Below are 16235 nucleotides of genomic sequence, written 5' to 3'. Positions count from 1 at the left end.
GGTTTCAGTCCGACAAGTTTCCGACAGTCCGCCCCGGATGGCAAGCCCGAAACTTGCTTTGCGGGACCCGAAACACCTTGAGCTGTTAGCTATTTGACAGCTACTCGCGGGTCGAGGCGCGGATGATCAAGCGGCGGAGGTGACGCGGTAGACGTCGTAGACGCCCTCCACGTTGCGCACCACATTCAGCAGGTGCCCCAAGTGTTTCGGATCGCCCATCTCGAAGGTGAACTTGCTGATCGCCACCCGGTCACCGTGCGTGGCCACCGAAGCGGACAGGATGTTGACCTTCTCGTCGGCCAGCACCTTGGTCACGTCCGACAGCAGCCGCGTGCGATCGAGCGCCTCGATCTGGATGGCGACCAGGAACACCGAGGACGGCGACGGCGCCCAGGACACCTCGATGATCCGCTCGGCCTGCTCCCGCAGGGAACCGGCGTTCGTGCAGTCGGTGCGGTGCACGCTCACCGCGCCACCGCGGGTCACGAAGCCCATGATCTCGTCGCCGGGCACCGGAGTGCAGCACTTCGCCAGCTTGGCGACGGTGCCCGCAGCGCCGGGGATCAGCACGCCCGCGTCGCCGGTGACCCGTTGCCTGCTCGGGGTCGTCGACGGGGTGGAGCGCTCGGCCAGCTCGTTCTCCACGTCGCCGATGCCACCGAGCTGCGCCATCAACCGCTGCACCACGTGGTGCGCGGAGACCTGATGCTCGCCGACGGCGGTGTAGAGCGTGGAGATATCGGTGTAGTGCAGCTCGTGGGCCACCGCGGTCATCGCGTCGACACTCATCAACCGCTGCAGCGGCAGCCCGACGCGGCGGACCTCCTTGGAGATCTGGTCCTTGCCGCTCTCCAGCGCCTCCTCGCGCCGCTCTTTGGCGAACCATTGGCGAATCTTCGCCTTGGCGCGCGGGGACACCACGAAGTTCTGCCAGTCACGGCTGGGTCCTGCGTTCTGCGCCTTGGAGGTGAACACCTCGACGACCTCGCCGTTCTCCAGCTGACGCTCCAGCGCGACCAGCCGCCCGTTCACCCGGGCGCCGATGCAGCGGTGCCCCACCTCGGTGTGCACGGCATAGGCGAAGTCCACCGGCGTCGACTTCTGCGGCAGCGTGATCACGTCGCCCTTCGGCGTGAACACGAAGATCTCCGGCGATTTCAGGTCGAAGCGCAGCGACTCCAGGAACTCGGCCGGGTCAGCGGCCTCCCGCTGCCAGTCCAGCAGCTGGCGCATCCACGCCATGTCGTCGACCTCGGCGGTGTCGTTGGAGTGCTTGCCGCGGGTCTCCTTGTAGCGCCAGTGCGCGGCGATGCCGAACTCCGCGGTGCGGTGCATGTCCTGGGTACGGATCTGCACCTCCAGGGGCTTGCCGTCCGGTCCGACCACGGTGGTGTGCAGCGACTGGTAGACACCGTAGCGCGGCTGGGCGATGTAGTCCTTGAACCGGCCCGCCATGGGCTGCCACAGCGAGTGCACGACGCCGACGGCGGCGTAGCAGTCGCGCACCTCGTCGCACAGGATGCGGATGCCGACCAGGTCGTGGATGTCGTCGAAGTCCTTACCTTTGACGATCATCTTCTGGTAGATCGACCAGTAGTGCTTCGGGCGGCCCTCGACGATCGCGTTGATCCGGGAGGCGGCCAGCGTGTTGACGATCTCGGCCCGCACCTTCGCCAGGTAGGTGTCGCGCGAGGGCGCGCGGTCGGCGACCAGCCGGACGATCTCGTCGTATTTCTTCGGGTGCAGGATCGCGAAGGCGAGGTCCTCCAGCTCCCATTTCACCGTCGCCATACCGAGGCGGTGGGCGAGCGGAGCGATGACCTCCAGCGTCTCCTTGGCCTTCTTGGCCTGCTTCTCCGGCGGCAGGAAACGCATGGTGCGCATGTTGTGCAGCCGGTCGGCCACCTTGATCACCAGCACGCGCGGGTCGCGGGCCATCGCGATGATCATCTTGCGGATGGTCTCCGCCTCGGCGGCGGCGCCCAGATTGACCTTGTCCAGTTTGGTGACGCCGTCGACGAGGTGGGCGACCTCGGAGCCGAAGTCCTGGGTGAGCTGTTCGAGGCTGTATCCGGTGTCCTCCACCGTGTCGTGCAGCAGAGCGGCCACCAGCGTGGTGGTGTCCATGCCCAGTTCGGCGAGGATGTTGGCCACGGCGAGCGGATGGGTGATGTAGGGATCACCCGATTTGCGGAACTGATGCTTGTGCCGCTCGTCGGCCACGTCGAACGCGCGCTGCAGCAGCGTCAGGTTGGCCTTCGGGTACAGCTCGCGGTGCACGGTGGCCAGTGGCTCGAGCACCGGCTTGACCGCGGCGATACCGCGCTGCCCGGTCATGCGGCGGGCCAAGCGCGCCCGCACCCGGCGCGAGGCCGAGGTCGGGACCGCGGAAGAGGTGCCGGGCTGACGCGGAGGCGTCGCGTTCGCCGGCGCCTGCGGTTTCGCGGCGTCGGTGGCGCCCGCACCGTTCGGCTGCGGGCCCGACGTCGATTGCTCGACCTTCGCCTCGCCCAGATGCTGAGTCATGCCACCACCTCTCCGCGCCTCGATCGGACCACCCTATCCGACCGGTGCAACCTCCCGGACCACCAACTTTAGTCCGGGCGCAGCGGCAACGTCCGCTCCGCGAACCAAGGATGCGCACGAGGGTGTCGCGACGAAGAACGCACGCGGGCACGCTGAGCTCCGGACTGCGCCTGACAACCGTCCCATACCGGATGCTCATGATGCGCCGGACGCGGTAGCCGTCCTGCGCCCCACCACCACTGATTTGCCGTCCCACCTGCGACAACCAACCCATGGACTGCATCCGGGCGAGTTTGCCCGGCTCGGGGATCCGGATGTGATCGGACCTGCGGGTCGAAGCGCGAGCCCCCCGACGAGGCCGTGCGAGGGGCAGGTCAGCGGATCGCGGCGGGCAGGGGTTCGGACAACGGCGTCCGCGCGGGTCCGGGCTCGAGACGCAGGGAGTGACCGTCGAGGTCGGCGCCGGGGGCGACGTCGAGGAGGTCGAGCACCGTGGGGGTGATGTCGACCAGGGTCGCTCGGGTACTGGTGGCGCCGGGCCGGAAGTCCGGGCCGCGAGCGATGACGAAGTTGGTCGTCTCGTCCGCGGATTGGCCGCCGTGCCCGCCCCTGGGCAGATGGCCGTGGTCGGCGGTGACGAGTATGGTCCACCGCTCTGCGGGATGGGCGGCGGCGCGGGCGTCGACGGCGGCGACGATGCGGCCGACCAGAGCATCGATGCGCGTGACGGCGTCCAGGTAGGCCCGCGAAGCGCCGCCCGCGTCGTGACCGGCGCGGTCGACTTGGTCCAGATGGGTGAACAGCAGGTCGGGCGCGAATCGGCCGATCGCGGCGACCGCGGCGTCGGTGGTGGCGGCGTCGGTGCGGGACTCGTCCTGGTCGTCCGGCACGGGCGCGGTGGAGACGACGACGTCGGCGCGCGGGTCGCCGCTGCCGGTCATGGTGGCGATCTGGTCCCAGGTGGCGATGGACTGGGTCTTCCGCGCCGGTCGAGCCCGCTCGAGCCGGGTGAACACCGTCGGGTACCGCGCGAACGGGGCGGCGGTGAACCGGTTGTCGGTGATGCCGTGTTTGCGATCCCACACGCCGGTCAGCACGGTGGCCCAGGACGGACCCGAGATGGTGATGTGCGGAGCGATCGAGGAACGGCTCAGCAAGCCTTCTCCGCTCAGCCGCAGCAGATTCGGCGCCCGGACCTGCTCGACCTTGCCGTACATCAAGCCGTCCAGGCCGATCACGACCACCTTGGCCGTCGGAGCCTCCCCCTCGGCGACTCCGGTCGCGGACAGCGGAAGGAAGACGGCCGCCGCGGCGGCAACGACTTTGGACAGCAGTTGCGCTCGGCTCATACCGCGACCATGCGGGACCCGCGGGCAGACGCGATAGTCCGCCACGGCAGTGTTCATGGACGTTTCATCGAGGGCCACACTGTCGGTAGCCTCACTGAACACGCTCTGAACAAGGAATAGCGGCAAGCTATATCCGAACTTCACGGCCGGTCGCGGCCAGGTGAACATCGAGTTCCGGATCCGTGTGCCGATCGACCGTCGCGCACGGCTTTCGCACCATCGCTTGACACGCCTTCGCCGCTGTGGCCGACTGGCCGTCGTGACCGCAGCGCGCAGCACCGAATGCCTCCGCGTCGCCGCCGTCGGCGACCTGCATATGCGCGCGGCGGTCGCCGGACGTTTCCGTCCCGACTTCCTGCGCCTTTCCGCGAACGCCGACATCCTCTTACTGGCAGGCGATCTCACCGATGGCGGCACCCGCGCGGAGGCGGAATTGCTCTGTGCCGAACTCGACGGTCTTCCCGTACCGGTGGTCGCCGTGCTCGGCAATCACGACCACGATCAACGATCGGGTTACCTGATCGCGGCACAGCTCACCGCGTTGGGCGTCCACGTGCTGGACGGCACCGCGATCGGCCTCGACATCGGGGGAATCCGGGTGGGCATCGCCGGAGTCATGGGCGGCAGCGGCGGCTTCCCCGGCCATCCCGGCACACCGGAGGAGGGTTCCGCCGAACACCGCGCCCGCATGCGCCGCGGCCCACTCGACGCCCTTCGCCTCCGCCAGGCACTCGACCAGCTCGACTGCGAAACCCGCATCGCGCTCACGCATTTCGCGCCGGTCATCGACACGTTGGCCGGTGAACCGCCCAAGATCTACGCCGGACTCGGCTGCCATGATCTGGCCGTGGCCCTCGACGCGGGCAGTGCGGTGCTGGCCGTCCACGGACATGCCCACGGTGGAACGGAATTCGGGCGCACCCAGGGCGGCGTGCCGGTGCGCAACGTCTCCTACCCCGTGCTCGGGCGCGGCTACGCCGTCTATGAGGTCGCCCCTGGCTCGCGTCCGACGGATCGCGAGCAAGTACCGTCCCCGCCATGACGGTCGCCCGCTCGCTGCTGTTGTTCGCCCTCGCCGCGCTGGCCGAGATCGGCGGCGCCTGGCTGGTGTGGCAGGGCTGGCGGGAACAGCGTGGCGTCGTCTGGATCGCCGCGGGCGTTCTCGCTCTCGGAGCCTACGGCTTCGTCGCGACCTTCCAGCCGGACCCGAACTTCGGCCGTATCCTCGCCGCCTACGGCGGTGTCTTCGTCGCGGGATCGCTGGCCTGGGGCATGCTGGTGGACAAGTTCCGCCCCGATCGCTGGGACTATCTGGGCGCGGCGATCTGCCTGGTCGGGGTCGCGATCATCATGTACGCACCGCGCCGCTGACCGCAGGCCCTTCGATCGACCTCGACGCGACACCGCGCACTGTCGTTCAGTCCTGCGCGCCGAAGGCCCACACTGCCGCGGGCCGGCCGGTCGCTTTGACGCGACGCCGTTCGGTGGTGCGCGCCAGGCCCGGGATGGCCGCCAGCGTCCGGTTCAGGTTCGCGGCGTCGGGACGGGCTCCGGACAGCGCTGTGACGGCCTCCACCGCCTTGGTCGCCGGAAATTCCTCGCCGAGCAGGGCCCTGGTGAACGTGAGGTCCTTCCACAGCAACCGCGTCAGGACCTCGCGGGCCACCGCGACGACGCGATTGTGGTCGAAGGCCAGTTCGGGCACCTCGTCGAAGGCGGTCCACCGCGCTGGTCCCTCGTGCGGTCCCACCACCGCCCACATCGCGATCGAGAGCGTGGGCCCGCGTGGGTCGCGGTTCGGCTCGTCGAAGGTCACCAATTGCCCCACCGAGCCGATGGCGGCCTCCGGGACGCCCAATTTTGTGTGCACCGCGCGCCGTGCCGCGACGGCCAGCCGCTCCCCCCGTCCGAGCAGCACGCCGGGCAAGGCGAGCTGCCCCGCGAACGGTTCCATCGCCCGGGGTGCGATCCCGAACCGGACGCCGCCGTCCTCGTCCCAGAAGCGCAACGCCACGACATCCACCGACACAACGGACTGCTCCACGGCCACCCATCCTGCCCGAACCGCCACGCCGCAGGCGGACCCGTCTCGCGGAATGTCTTCGCGGACGATCACGCCGCGACGGGATACGCCGTGCGGGTGCGGTGGCGGCGGCCGGGGCCGTCGGCGGTGAGGACGACCGGCACACCGAGCGTCCTGGCCAGCCACGGCACCGGGTCGTCCGGCATTTCGGCGAGGACGGGCTCGGCGCGCGAGAGCAACCGGGTCAGCTCCCGCTGGTGGTCCAGGTCCTGCCCGCGTCCGGCTGGCACCCGGTCCCAGGCGACGCCGTCCACGGTGTAACCGGTTGCGGCGTAACGCCTTCCGGGGGCGTCCAGGTGGTTGACGGCCAGACCGTCGACACCGCCCGAGACCTCGATGGCGTAGCGCAGCAGCACGGTGTCCAAGTGCCCGAGACGGAATTCGCCTTGGTAGCGACCTGCCGCATTATGCGGCTCGGGCAGGGCGAGGCCCGGATCCTCGGTGGGGAAAGGGCCCGCGCCGTGGCGGGTCTGATAGGTGCGGGTGACGCCGAGCACATAACCGCGCGAGCCGATCTCGGCGAGCATCGCGTGCGCGTTGCGCGGCTCGACCGTCGACCAGGTGGTGTGCGGATGGAACCCGCGCCATTCGTCGAGCAGGACGCCTTGGGCGCCTTCGAACACCACCGTGCCGCGCCGCGCGAACCGAGCCAACTGGTCGTCACCGACGATCGGGACCGCTGCGGCGAACTCCCGGTACATGTCGACCAGGTCATCGATCGGCTCGTAACGATGTTCGCTCGACGCGATGAGCGGCCCGTAGTACGCCGCCAGCGCCCGCAGCTTGCCGCGCAGCACCAGGGGTCGCAGGCAATCCGACACGGTCGGTGCCGTGTGCGCCAGCGCGTACCCTGCGGTCTCGCCGATCCCGCGGCCGCACGAACCGTGCCGCGCGCGACCCCGCGCATCCTCGCGGGCACGGTTGGCGGCGATGTGGATCGGCGTGGTGAGCAATGCCCGCCCGTCGATCCGTAACAACGACAGCGGATCCCGGACGCCCAGCGCGGCCAACCCCCGCGCCTCGGCGGCCAGCGCGATCGGTTCGACCAGCATGTGCCGCGACAGCAGTGTCGGGACGCCCGCGAACGTCCCCGATCCGAACTGCGCGAACGTGTGATGCCGTCCGTCGGCGATCACGTTGTGCGCCGCCTGCGCCCCGCCGTTGAACCGAACCACGGCGGCGACCTGGAATCCCGACTCGGGGGCGCAGAGCCAGTCGACCGTCGCGCCCTTGCCCGCGTCCCCGAAACCGAGATCCACGACGATGATGTGCGACCCGAACATCGTGTGCCCCGGCTTCACCCGCGGCCGCGCGGCAATGCCCGCACTCGCCCGCCGTCGGCCCCGAGCGCCTTGCCCACCGACGCGGCCTCGGCCACGGACCCGACATCCCGCAAGTCCGCCAGTCCGGCGGCCAGGTCGACGCGACCTTCCGCCAATCCGATCGTCAGCGCGATGAGTTCGCACACCGCGGCCGGGTCGTCCAGGCGCAGGAAATTCTGGCCGAGCAGCTCACGCCAGTGCTCGGCGATATCCGGGTCGTTGAAGTAGCTGGACTGGTTGGGCAGGATGTAGTGCACGTGCCAGCGTTCGGCGAGTTCGCGGTAGATGGATTCCACCGAGATGTCCTGGCGCACACTGTCGCCGATGATGGCGCGGATGTGGCGGGAGGCCAGCCGCGGCTTGTTCAGCTCGTCGCCGATCAGGAACAGATAGCCCTTCTTGCGCCGCTTGTCCCACGCGTCGGTCGCGATGTGCGTCGCCAGGAAGTAGGCGGCCAGTTCGTAGCTTTCGGACTTCTGCCCACCGCCGCCGCCCTCCAGGAAGATGGCGCGCAACTGCTCGTCCATCCGGTTGTCGGATTCGAACTGGCCGATCTGCAACGGCACGCGGTCGGTGTCCGCGTCGCCGATCGCGCCGAACAGGATCTGCGGGTCGTCCGCATAGCCTTTGCGCCGCAACAGACCGTGCAGGGTACCCAGCTTGTCCTGCATGATCCGCGGCACCCGCCCCATCGATCCGGTGACGTCGAACAGCACCGCGATGGGCAGTGAGCTGCCGTGCTCGGCCGAATCCCGGCATTCGCGCACCGTGACGCCGAGTGGATCCAGCGTCGGGTGCACCCGCCACTCGGCGTGCGGCTCGGCCCGCATGCCGGCGGTGTAGCCGAAGTCGTCGATGCCGCGAGCGGCGCGGAAGGTCTTCGCCGCGCGATAGGCGGAGTCGTCCCAGTTTCCGTATCCCATGTGATCACGTCCTCTCCGCGTTTTAGTGTAAGTGACTAAAACTAGGGCGGTCAAGGATCGCGAATATCGGCCGTCCGCCTGAGCTAGGGGTAGTACCTCGACGCCGCGCACCGGAGCCGGGCACCACCAACCGGTGCCTGGCTCCCGTGCGCGTGCGGGCGCATGATCACAGCCCGCGCGGTTCGTCGCCCCACCCTGCTATCAGACACCGCTGCCGGCTCGGCCTCCGCCTGTCGCCGGGAGGCCGGTTCCGCGCCCACAGCGGCTCTGGACGGCGACGGCACGTCAGGTCACCAGCGTCTCCTCCAATCCCTCCGCGGTAAGCTCGAGACGACGAGTCACCCCGATGTCGTCGAGGAAACGCGGATCGTGGCTGACCACGATCAGCGCCCCCTCGAAGCTCGCCAGCGCCTGGGTCAGGTGCTCCAGGCTGGGCAGATCGAGATTGTTGGTCGGCTCGTCCAGCAGCAGCAGTCGCGGCGCCGGATCGGCCAGCAGCAGCATGGCCAGCGCCGCGCGCAACCGTTCACCGCCCGACAGCGCCGCGGCCGCGACGTCGGCGTCCGCGCCACGGAACAGGAAGCGGGCCAGCTGCGCCCGGATCCGCTCCGCGGATGCGTGCGGCGCCGTCGAGGCGATGTTCTCGAAGACCGATCGCCGCTCGTCGAACACGTCCAGCCGCTGCGGCAGCATCCGCCACGGCACCTTCGGCCCCTCCTGCGCGATGCGCCGCAGCAACGTCGTCTTGCCGACGCCGTTGCGGCCGGTCAGCGCGATCCGCTCCGGACCGGACACCCGCAACGTCACCGTGGGCCCGCACGCCAGCTCGACCCGTTCCAGCTCGATCACGTCCTGGCCGGGATACAACCGTGTGCCGGGTAGCTCCACCCGGATCTCCCGATCGTCGCGCAACAGCTCCCTCGCCTGCTCGAGCTGCTCTTTCGCTGTGTCCAGCTTCTCGATGTGGTTGTTGCGCAGCTTGCCTGCCGACACCTGCGCCTGGCGTTTGCGTTCGTTCATGATGATCTTCGGCTCGCGCTTCTGATCCCACATCTTCTGCCCGTATCGCTGCCTGCGGTCCAGCTTGATGCGCGCCTCGACGAGTTCGCGGGCCTGCTTGCGGACATCGCTGCGCGCGTCGCGGATCGCTGCACGAGCCGCTTCCTGCTCGGCGGCGACGATCCGCTCGTACTCGCTGAAATTACCACCGAACAGCCGCAATTCGCCGTGGCGTAGCTCCGCGATGGAGGTCATCCGCTCGAGCAGCTCACGATCATGGCTGACCGTGAGCACCGTGCCGGAGAACTGTCCGACCACCTCGTAGAGCCGTGCGCGCGCCACCCGGTCCAGATTGTTCGTCGGTTCGTCCAGCAGCAGCACGTCCGGCTCGGCGAGCAGCTCGGCGATCAGTCCGAGCAGCACCGTCTCGCCGCCGGAGAGGGTGTCGAGCGTGCGATCGAGCTGCTCCACCGAGTCGGCGACGTAGTGCAGTCCGAGCCGGGCCAGCAACGCCAACGCCCGCTCCTCGATATCCCACTGATTACCGACCAGATCGAAGTCGGCTTCACCGCCCGACCCGGACTCGATGCGGTGCAATGCCTTTCGCACCTCCGCGATGCCCAGCACCGCATCGACGCGCTGCCCCGCACCCAGGCCGAGATCCTGGCGCAGATACCCGAGATGCCCGATGACGGTGACGGACCCGCGAACGGGCTTCAGCTCCCCTGCGATCAACCGCAGCAATGTGGACTTGCCCGCACCGTTACCGCCCACCAAGCCGATGTGACCGGGACCGAGAACGGCGTCGAGGCCCTCGAAAACGGGGGTGCCGTCCGGCCAGCCGAAAGCGAGATCGGAAAAAGACAGATTGGTCATGCCTGCTCCTGGAGGTTGCGACGAATAACGGCGCGCGAATGCGGGCCGCACGAGTGGCTACCTCAAATGAGCAACGGCAGAACTCCGATCAACGGGGATAAGACCTGTCCAGATTAAACACACTCCGGCGAATGCGCCAGTGCAATTCGGATCACACGTCCGCTTCAGCACGACGCGCCGATGACGGCGGCCACGGTCGCGGGGAGCGGATAGGGACGTTCCTCGGGGAGAGCCCGTGCCGCCGCCTCCAACTCCCCCGCGGCTACCATCCGGCGCACCTGCCGCGCCTCCTCGGTGACATCGCGGATTCCGGTGATCCATCGGTCGAGATAGTGCTCTACGGCGATACCCGCCAAGCCCACCTGTACAGAGCGATACGACAGCGGCCGGTGTGCGAGATCTCGTTCCGGGTCCCATTGGATGCGCGCCGGACTCGTTTTCAGCCGCTCCGCCCACGCCTGCCGATCCGGGAACAGTTTCGGCTCGTAGTGGCTGAGGCAGGCATGCGCCAGCGCCCACTCGAACCCGGAACGGGTGATCGTGACCGCCAGAACTCGTTCCTGGCCGGGTTTGCTCGCCCAGCCGCAGCGATACATCATCCACAGGAACGAGGGCTTGATCCACGTCATCCGCTCGCGGCGGAACGGGGCGACGAAAGTCCCTGCGGCCAGGGCGGATTCCGCGATCCTGACAGCCACCGCGGTCCCGGGCAACGGATTTCCGCTACGCGCGACCCGCTGCGAGCGGCGAGCGGATCCAGGGCATGGCTCAGAGCTGGACGATGGAGGTCAGCGGGTAGTCGCCCTGCCGTGCGCGCCCGCCGAGGAAGCCGAGTTCCAGCACCACCGCGGCGGCGGCCACCTCGGCGCCCGCCTGCTTGAAGATTTCGGCGGCGGCGGCGAGCGTGCCGCCGGTGGCGAGCACGTCGTCCAGCAACAGGATGCGACGGCCCGCCAATTCGATGCCGTCCGCGGGAATCTCCAACGCGGCGGTGCCGTACTCGAGGCTGTATTCGCGGCTGATCACCGGCGGCGGCAGCTTGCCCGCCTTGCGGATCGCGAGCACGCCGGTGCCGAGGGATGCCGCGACACCGGCGCCGAGCAGGAAGCCGCGGGCGTCGACACCCGCCACCAGATCGGCGTCGGGCGCGCACGCGGCCAGGCAGTCGACCACGGCGCGGAAGCCCTCGGCGTCGGCGAACACCGGGGTGAGATCCGCGAAACGCACACCGGCCGTGGGAAAGTCGTCGTGCCAACGGGTCAAAAGGTCGACCACCTCGGCGGCTTTGGTGGTCCGTTCGGCGGCTACGTCCGCGGATTCGATCGCCGCGTGCTTACTCATCGACACCTCTCCATGATCCCATCACCCACACCGTCGGTCACCGCTCGAGCACCCACCGGTCCATGTTCCAGCCGGATCCGGCCTGGGTGGGGGCGGCGATCCCGTTGCGCAGCCCCTTGCCGAAGGCGATCGTGCGCGGGGTGGCGAACAACGGAATGCTCGGCAGCTCCGCCCACAGCAGGTTCTCCGCCTCGGTGAGCAGATTCAGCTGTGCGGCCGCGTTGTCGTCGGCCCCGAGCTGATCGGTGATCGCATCGTAACGGCCGTTGCCGAACCGTCCGAAATTGAGCCCGCTACCGGTGCGCAACGCGCTGGTCGCGGCCTCGCCGCCGAGCGAGCCCGCCGGACCGGGCACTGCGGCTGTGCTGCCCAGGACGGCGTCGACCTTGCCCTCGGTGAGCCGGTTGGGAGTGAATTCGGGCGCACCGGCGTCCACCACGGTGATGCCCGCCGGTTTGCAGGCCTCGGCGATCATGGCGACGGTCTGCGCACGGCGATCATCCGGACCTTGGTAGCCGATCCGGACGGTGGGGTTCGGCGCACCGGAGGCCGCGACCGCCCTGGTCGCGTTCGCCACGTCGCCACCGGAGTACTTGTTCGCCGCGCCGATGACCGCCGGATAGAACAGGGAGTCCTGCTGCACGACGTGCGCGTCGAGCGGGCCGGAGCCGAGCCCCGTCTTCGGCGCGTCCGGCGCCTTGCCGAGCTTGTCGAACAGCGTCTGACGTGGCAGGCACAACGCGAACGCGCGGCGCGCCTCGACCGAGGCGAACACGCCGCCGGTCGCCAGCACCAGTTGCTCGGCGCCTCGGCCCGGCATGGTCTGCACCGAGAAGCCGTTCAGATTCAGGTCTTTCACCGAATGCGCACCGATGTCGAGCACGCCGACGGCGTTGTCGCCGACCTTCTGCTTCAGGTCGAAGGTCTTGGGCCAGACGACGATTCGCCCGGTCGCCGGTTTGTTGCCCCACCACCGCTCGTTGGCGACCAGCACCAAGCCGTCCTCGCTGCCGAACGACTCGATGCGGTACGGCCCCGACGAAGGGAACCGCGACAGGTCCAGCCGGCCGTCGGCCGGGATGACCCATCCGGTGTTCCAGAATTCCGCGATCCTGCCGAGCGCGTTCGGGTCACCGGTCTGCAACGCCGACACGACATTGGGCACGTTCGCGACTCGGGCCGCGACGTGCGCGGGCACCAGCTCGCCCGCCGTGAACAAAGTGCGCCACGGCAGGTAACGCCGACCGGGCCGGAACACCACCGTGGCATCCCGCGAACCGGGCTGGCAGTCGACGCGCTCGATGTCGTCGTAGCCGCTGGTGCTCGCGGCGTCGAAGAGCGGAACCGCGCCGCGGTCACCGGGTTTGGTGTACCGCCCACTGCGGGCAGCCCAGGCCAGCACCAAGTCGTCACACGAGGTCGGCACACCGTCGGAGTACACGCCGTCGGGGTTGAGGCGGTACTGGATGGTCTGCGACTCCCCCGGCACCTCCTTGGCGGTGCCGAAGTCGGTGTCGGCGACCTGCTGGCCGTCCGGACCGGTGTAGAAGAAGCCGGTGAGTACCCGGGAGAACACCGCCGACGACCCGGAACTCGCTCCGAGCGTGCTGCCGCCGTTATAGGTGGCGATGGTGGCATCGGTCGCGTAGCCGATGGAGGGAACCTGGTTCTTACTGGAGCAGCCGACCATCAACCCGGCGGCCAGCGTGCCCGCAGCGAGCGCTCCGATCAGTCGTACCGCACCGCGTGGCTGTCGCATGAAACCCCTGTCTGGTGTCAGTTCCGCCTTTTGTGCCGTTTACCGCTCGGGCGCGCACCGGGTCGCGGTGTCTGCCCCGCCACGCGCTGTCCGCGCGGCTTCTCCTCGAAATCCCGGCCCGCTGCCATGCTCGCCCGGCGCTCGGCCGCGACGCCTGCCCGTGCCCCTGCCGCACCGGCCCGCTTGGCCAGGACCTTCTTGGTGTGCGCCGCCACCGGCCCCCAGCGCTCTTTGATCGAGACCAGTAGCGGAGTCGCGAAGAAGATCGAGGAGTAGGTGCCGACCAGCAGACCGACCAGCTGCACCAGCGCCAAGTCCTTGAGGGTGCCCACGCCAAGCATCCACACCGCGATCACCATCAAGCCGACGATCGGCAGGATACCGATCAAGGCGGTGTTGATCGAGCGCATGAGCGTCTGGTTCACCGCGAGGTTGGCCTGCTCACCGTAGGTGCGCCTGCTCAGGTGCAGGATGCCGTGGGTGTTCTCCTCGACCTTGTCGAACACCACGACCGAGTCGTAGAGCGAGAAGCCGAGGATCGTCAGGATGCCGATCACCGTGGCCGGGGTGACCTCGAAGCCGACGAGCGAGTACACGCCCGCGGTGACCGTGACGTCGAAGGCCAGCGCCGCCAGCGCCGCGATGGCCATGTGCGGTTCGAATCGGACCGCGATGTAGACCGCGACGAGCACGAGGAACACCGCGAGCGCGATGAGCGCCTTGCGGGTGATCTGGCTGCCCCAGGTCTCGCTGACGTCGGAGGTGCTGATCGCGGCCCGGCTCGGGTTGCCGGACTTGTCCTTCGGCTGGAACTTCGTGAACAGCGCGTTGTTCAGCGCCTCCACCTGCTGCTGGTCCAGCGCCTCGGACCGGATCAGCATGGTGGCCGATCCGCCGGTGCCGACGGTCTGCACCGAGACCGGGTCGGTGCCGATGGCGCCGCGGTAGACGTCCTCCGCCGCGCTGGTGGTCGCGTTCCCCGCGGGGAACTGGATTCGGGAACCACCCTCGAAGTCGATACCGAAGTTGAAGCCGCGGAAGAGGATGCTGCCCAGCGAGACGAGCACAATCGCGGCGGTGATGAGATACCACATCCGGCGCTTGCCGATGACGTCGATCGCGCCGGTACCGGTGTAGAGACGGTTGAGGAAGCCGTGCTTGGGCGGCTGCGGCTCGCCGACCGCCGCGAACACGTCGGTGATCTCGGTGGCGCTCGTCTTGTCGAGCGAGGGGGTGGTGTGGCTGTTGGTCATCGCGTCCTCACGCCTTCCCGAGGGCGGCCTCGGCCGCCTTCCGCTCGCGGGCGATCTGCTGGATCGCGCCCAGGCCGTTCACCGAGGGCTTGGACCAGAACGCCGTCCGTGAAGCCAGCAGCACCAGCGGCGACGTGACCAGGAACACCACGACGACGTCGAGGATCGTGGTGAGGCCGAGGGTGAACGCGAAGCCCTTCACCTGGCCGACGGCCAGGATGTACAGCACGGCCGCGGCGATGAAGCTGACGGCGTTGCCGGACAGGATGGTCCGGCGGGCGCGCTGCCAGCCACGGGGAGCCGCGGAACGGAAGCTGCGTCCTTCGCGCATCTCGTCCTTGATTCGTTCGAAGAACACCACGAACGAGTCGGCGGTCATACCGATACCGATGATCAGACCGGCGATACCGGCGAGGTCGAGGGTGAAGCCGATCCAGCGCCCGAGCAGCACCATGATGCCGTACACCGCGAATCCGGAGGCCACCAGTGACAAACCGGTGACGAAACCCAGCATCCGGTAGTAGGTCAGGCAATAGAGCAACACCACGACCAAGCCGACCGCCCCGGCGAGCAGGCCCGCCTTCAACGAGGACAGGCCCAGCGTCGCGGAGACCGTCTCGGCCTCGGAGGTCTGGAACGACAGCGGCAGCGAGCCGTACTTCAGCGTGTTCGCCAGTTCCTTCGCCGATGTCGCGGTGAAGTTGCCCGAGATCTGGGTGCGGCCGCCCTGCTGCGGGCCCTGCTGCACGACCGGTGCGCTGACCACCTTCGAGTCGAGCACGAAGGCGACCCGCTTGTAGACGTACTCGCCGGTCAGCGTCGCCCACGCGTCGCTGCCACCGGACTTGAAGTCCAGATAGACCTCGTGCCTGGCCTGTTGCTGGTTCAGCCCCGAGGTGGCGTCCTTGATCTCCTGGCCGTCGATGCGGCTCTTGTCCAGCAGGAAGACCTCGGTGCCGTCGGTCGAGCAGGTCACCAACGGAAGAGCCGGGTCGTCGTTGCCCGCGAGTGGATCGGCCTTTCCGCAGTCCATGATTGCCAGCGCGGTCTGCTGCACGGACGGGTCGGAACTCTGCCGCAGCGCCCTGGCCGCCTGGATCTCCTTCGTCGCCTCTTCGGTGGGCGTCAGGCTGGGATCGGCGGGCGGCTGCGTCGGCTGCTGAGCGGGGAACACGCGCTGCTGCGGAGCCGGGGCGGGCTCGGTGGTCTCCGGTGTCGCGGGTTGCGTCGTCTCCGGCGTCGTCGGCTGCGCGGCCGGCGCGGGCTGCGTGCCCGGCGTCGTCTGCGGGGTGGCGCCGCGTCCCGCCGCGGGCACGGCCTGCAATACGGGCCGTATGTAGAGCTTGGCGGTGGTCGCCAGTGCGCGCGCCTGCTGCCCGTCGTCGCCGGGCACGGTGATCACGATGTTGTCGCCGTCGATGACGACCTCGGAGCCGCCGACGCCGAGCCCGTTGACCCGGTTCTCGATGATGTCCTGCGCCTTCTTCAGGCTGTCCTGGCTCGGCTTGCTGCCGTCCGGGGTGCGCGCGGACAGCGTGACGCGGGTGCCGCCCTGCAAATCGATACCGAGCTTGGGTGTCGGGGACTTGTCACCGGTGAAGAACACCAGCGCATAGACCACGGCCAGCAGCGCGGCATAGACACCGAGCAACCGCAGCGGGTGCGCCGATCCCTGGGAAGGTGGCACAGTACGTCATCTCCTAGGCGGGAAGTCGAGGATGGAACTGCGGGCGTGCGCCAGCGGCGCCGGGTGCGCGGACCAACGGCCGCGGCGACATCCGGCGAGCCGGGCACGACCGGAACG

13 protein-coding genes are annotated in these 16235 nt (G+C 68.8%); 2 read left to right on the top strand and 11 right to left on the bottom strand.

Features of this window, described 5'->3' with window-relative positions; translation table 11 throughout:
- Positions 1 to 126: 126 nt before the first annotated feature.
- Both ACZ6DL_RS04270 and ACZ6DL_RS04265 read right to left on the bottom strand, forming a co-directional pair.
- Positions 127 to 2526 carry a RelA/SpoT family protein gene (locus ACZ6DL_RS04270; protein ID WP_357032470.1) on the bottom strand — a complete coding sequence of 800 codons (2400 nt, stop codon included), beginning with the start codon at positions 2524 to 2526 and terminating at the stop codon, positions 127 to 129.
- A 374-nt stretch (positions 2527 to 2900) separates the two neighbouring features.
- On the bottom strand, positions 2901 to 3875 hold the full coding sequence (locus tag ACZ6DL_RS04265; RefSeq protein ID WP_466048895.1) for an alkaline phosphatase family protein: 975 nt from the start codon (positions 3873 to 3875) through the stop codon (positions 2901 to 2903).
- A 259-nt stretch (positions 3876 to 4134) separates the two neighbouring features.
- On the opposite strand from ACZ6DL_RS04265, the gene ACZ6DL_RS04260 reads away from it, so the two are divergent.
- Together ACZ6DL_RS04260 and ACZ6DL_RS04255 are read left to right on the top strand one after the other, a co-directional pair.
- Positions 4135 to 4917, top strand: coding sequence for a metallophosphoesterase family protein (locus tag ACZ6DL_RS04260; protein ID WP_466048893.1), 783 nt, complete (start codon positions 4135 to 4137; stop codon positions 4915 to 4917).
- Positions 4914 to 5246: a YnfA family protein gene (locus ACZ6DL_RS04255; RefSeq protein ID WP_040867681.1), complete on the top strand. Its 333-nt coding sequence runs from the start codon at positions 4914 to 4916 to the stop codon at positions 5244 to 5246. The genes ACZ6DL_RS04260 and ACZ6DL_RS04255 overlap by 4 nt, the downstream gene beginning before the upstream one ends.
- 46 nt (positions 5247 to 5292) lie before the next feature.
- Here ACZ6DL_RS04255 and ACZ6DL_RS04250 read toward each other — a convergent pair whose 3' ends face one another.
- The 9 genes from ACZ6DL_RS04250 to secD form a co-directional block, all read right to left on the bottom strand.
- Positions 5293 to 5919, bottom strand: coding sequence for an NUDIX hydrolase (locus ACZ6DL_RS04250; RefSeq protein WP_466048892.1), 627 nt, complete (start codon positions 5917 to 5919; stop codon positions 5293 to 5295).
- Positions 5920 to 5987: 68 nt separating this feature from the next.
- On the bottom strand, positions 5988 to 7241 hold the full coding sequence (locus tag ACZ6DL_RS04245) for an adenylosuccinate synthetase (RefSeq protein ID WP_466048891.1): 1254 nt from the start codon (positions 7239 to 7241) through the stop codon (positions 5988 to 5990).
- Between the two features lie 14 nt (positions 7242 to 7255).
- Positions 7256 to 8203, bottom strand: a complete 948-nt coding sequence (locus ACZ6DL_RS04240; protein ID WP_466048889.1) for a hypothetical protein — start codon at positions 8201 to 8203, stop codon at positions 7256 to 7258.
- Between the two features lie 285 nt (positions 8204 to 8488).
- Entirely contained in the window at positions 8489 to 10078 is a 1590-nt protein-coding gene (locus ACZ6DL_RS04235; protein WP_466048888.1) for an ABC-F family ATP-binding cassette domain-containing protein, read from the bottom strand.
- 164 nt (positions 10079 to 10242) lie between these two features.
- Complete coding sequence (locus tag ACZ6DL_RS04230; protein WP_466048887.1) at positions 10243 to 10776, bottom strand: DUF4291 domain-containing protein; 534 nt, start codon at positions 10774 to 10776, stop codon at positions 10243 to 10245.
- A gap of 70 nt (positions 10777 to 10846) precedes the next feature.
- Positions 10847 to 11419 (bottom strand): adenine phosphoribosyltransferase, encoded by a 573-nt coding sequence (locus tag ACZ6DL_RS04225; RefSeq protein ID WP_466048886.1) that lies wholly within the window; start codon positions 11417 to 11419, stop codon positions 10847 to 10849.
- Positions 11420 to 11456: 37 nt separating this feature from the next.
- On the bottom strand, positions 11457 to 13178 hold the full coding sequence (locus ACZ6DL_RS04220) for an ABC transporter substrate-binding protein (protein ID WP_466048884.1): 1722 nt from the start codon (positions 13176 to 13178) through the stop codon (positions 11457 to 11459).
- 17 nt (positions 13179 to 13195) lie between these two features.
- The gene (gene secF, locus ACZ6DL_RS04215; RefSeq protein ID WP_466048883.1) at positions 13196 to 14431 is read right to left on the bottom strand and encodes a protein translocase subunit SecF; all 1236 of its coding nucleotides are present in this window, start codon (positions 14429 to 14431) and stop codon (positions 13196 to 13198) included.
- 7 nt (positions 14432 to 14438) lie between these two features.
- The gene (gene secD / locus ACZ6DL_RS04210; protein ID WP_466048881.1) at positions 14439 to 16118 is read right to left on the bottom strand and encodes a protein translocase subunit SecD; all 1680 of its coding nucleotides are present in this window, start codon (positions 16116 to 16118) and stop codon (positions 14439 to 14441) included.
- Positions 16119 to 16235: the final 117 nt, after the last annotated feature.

The organism is Nocardia sp. NPDC041819 (assembly GCF_055590505.1).
Note: the sequence above shows the minus strand (reverse complement) of the source record. Positions and strands in the feature narration are given on the sequence as shown.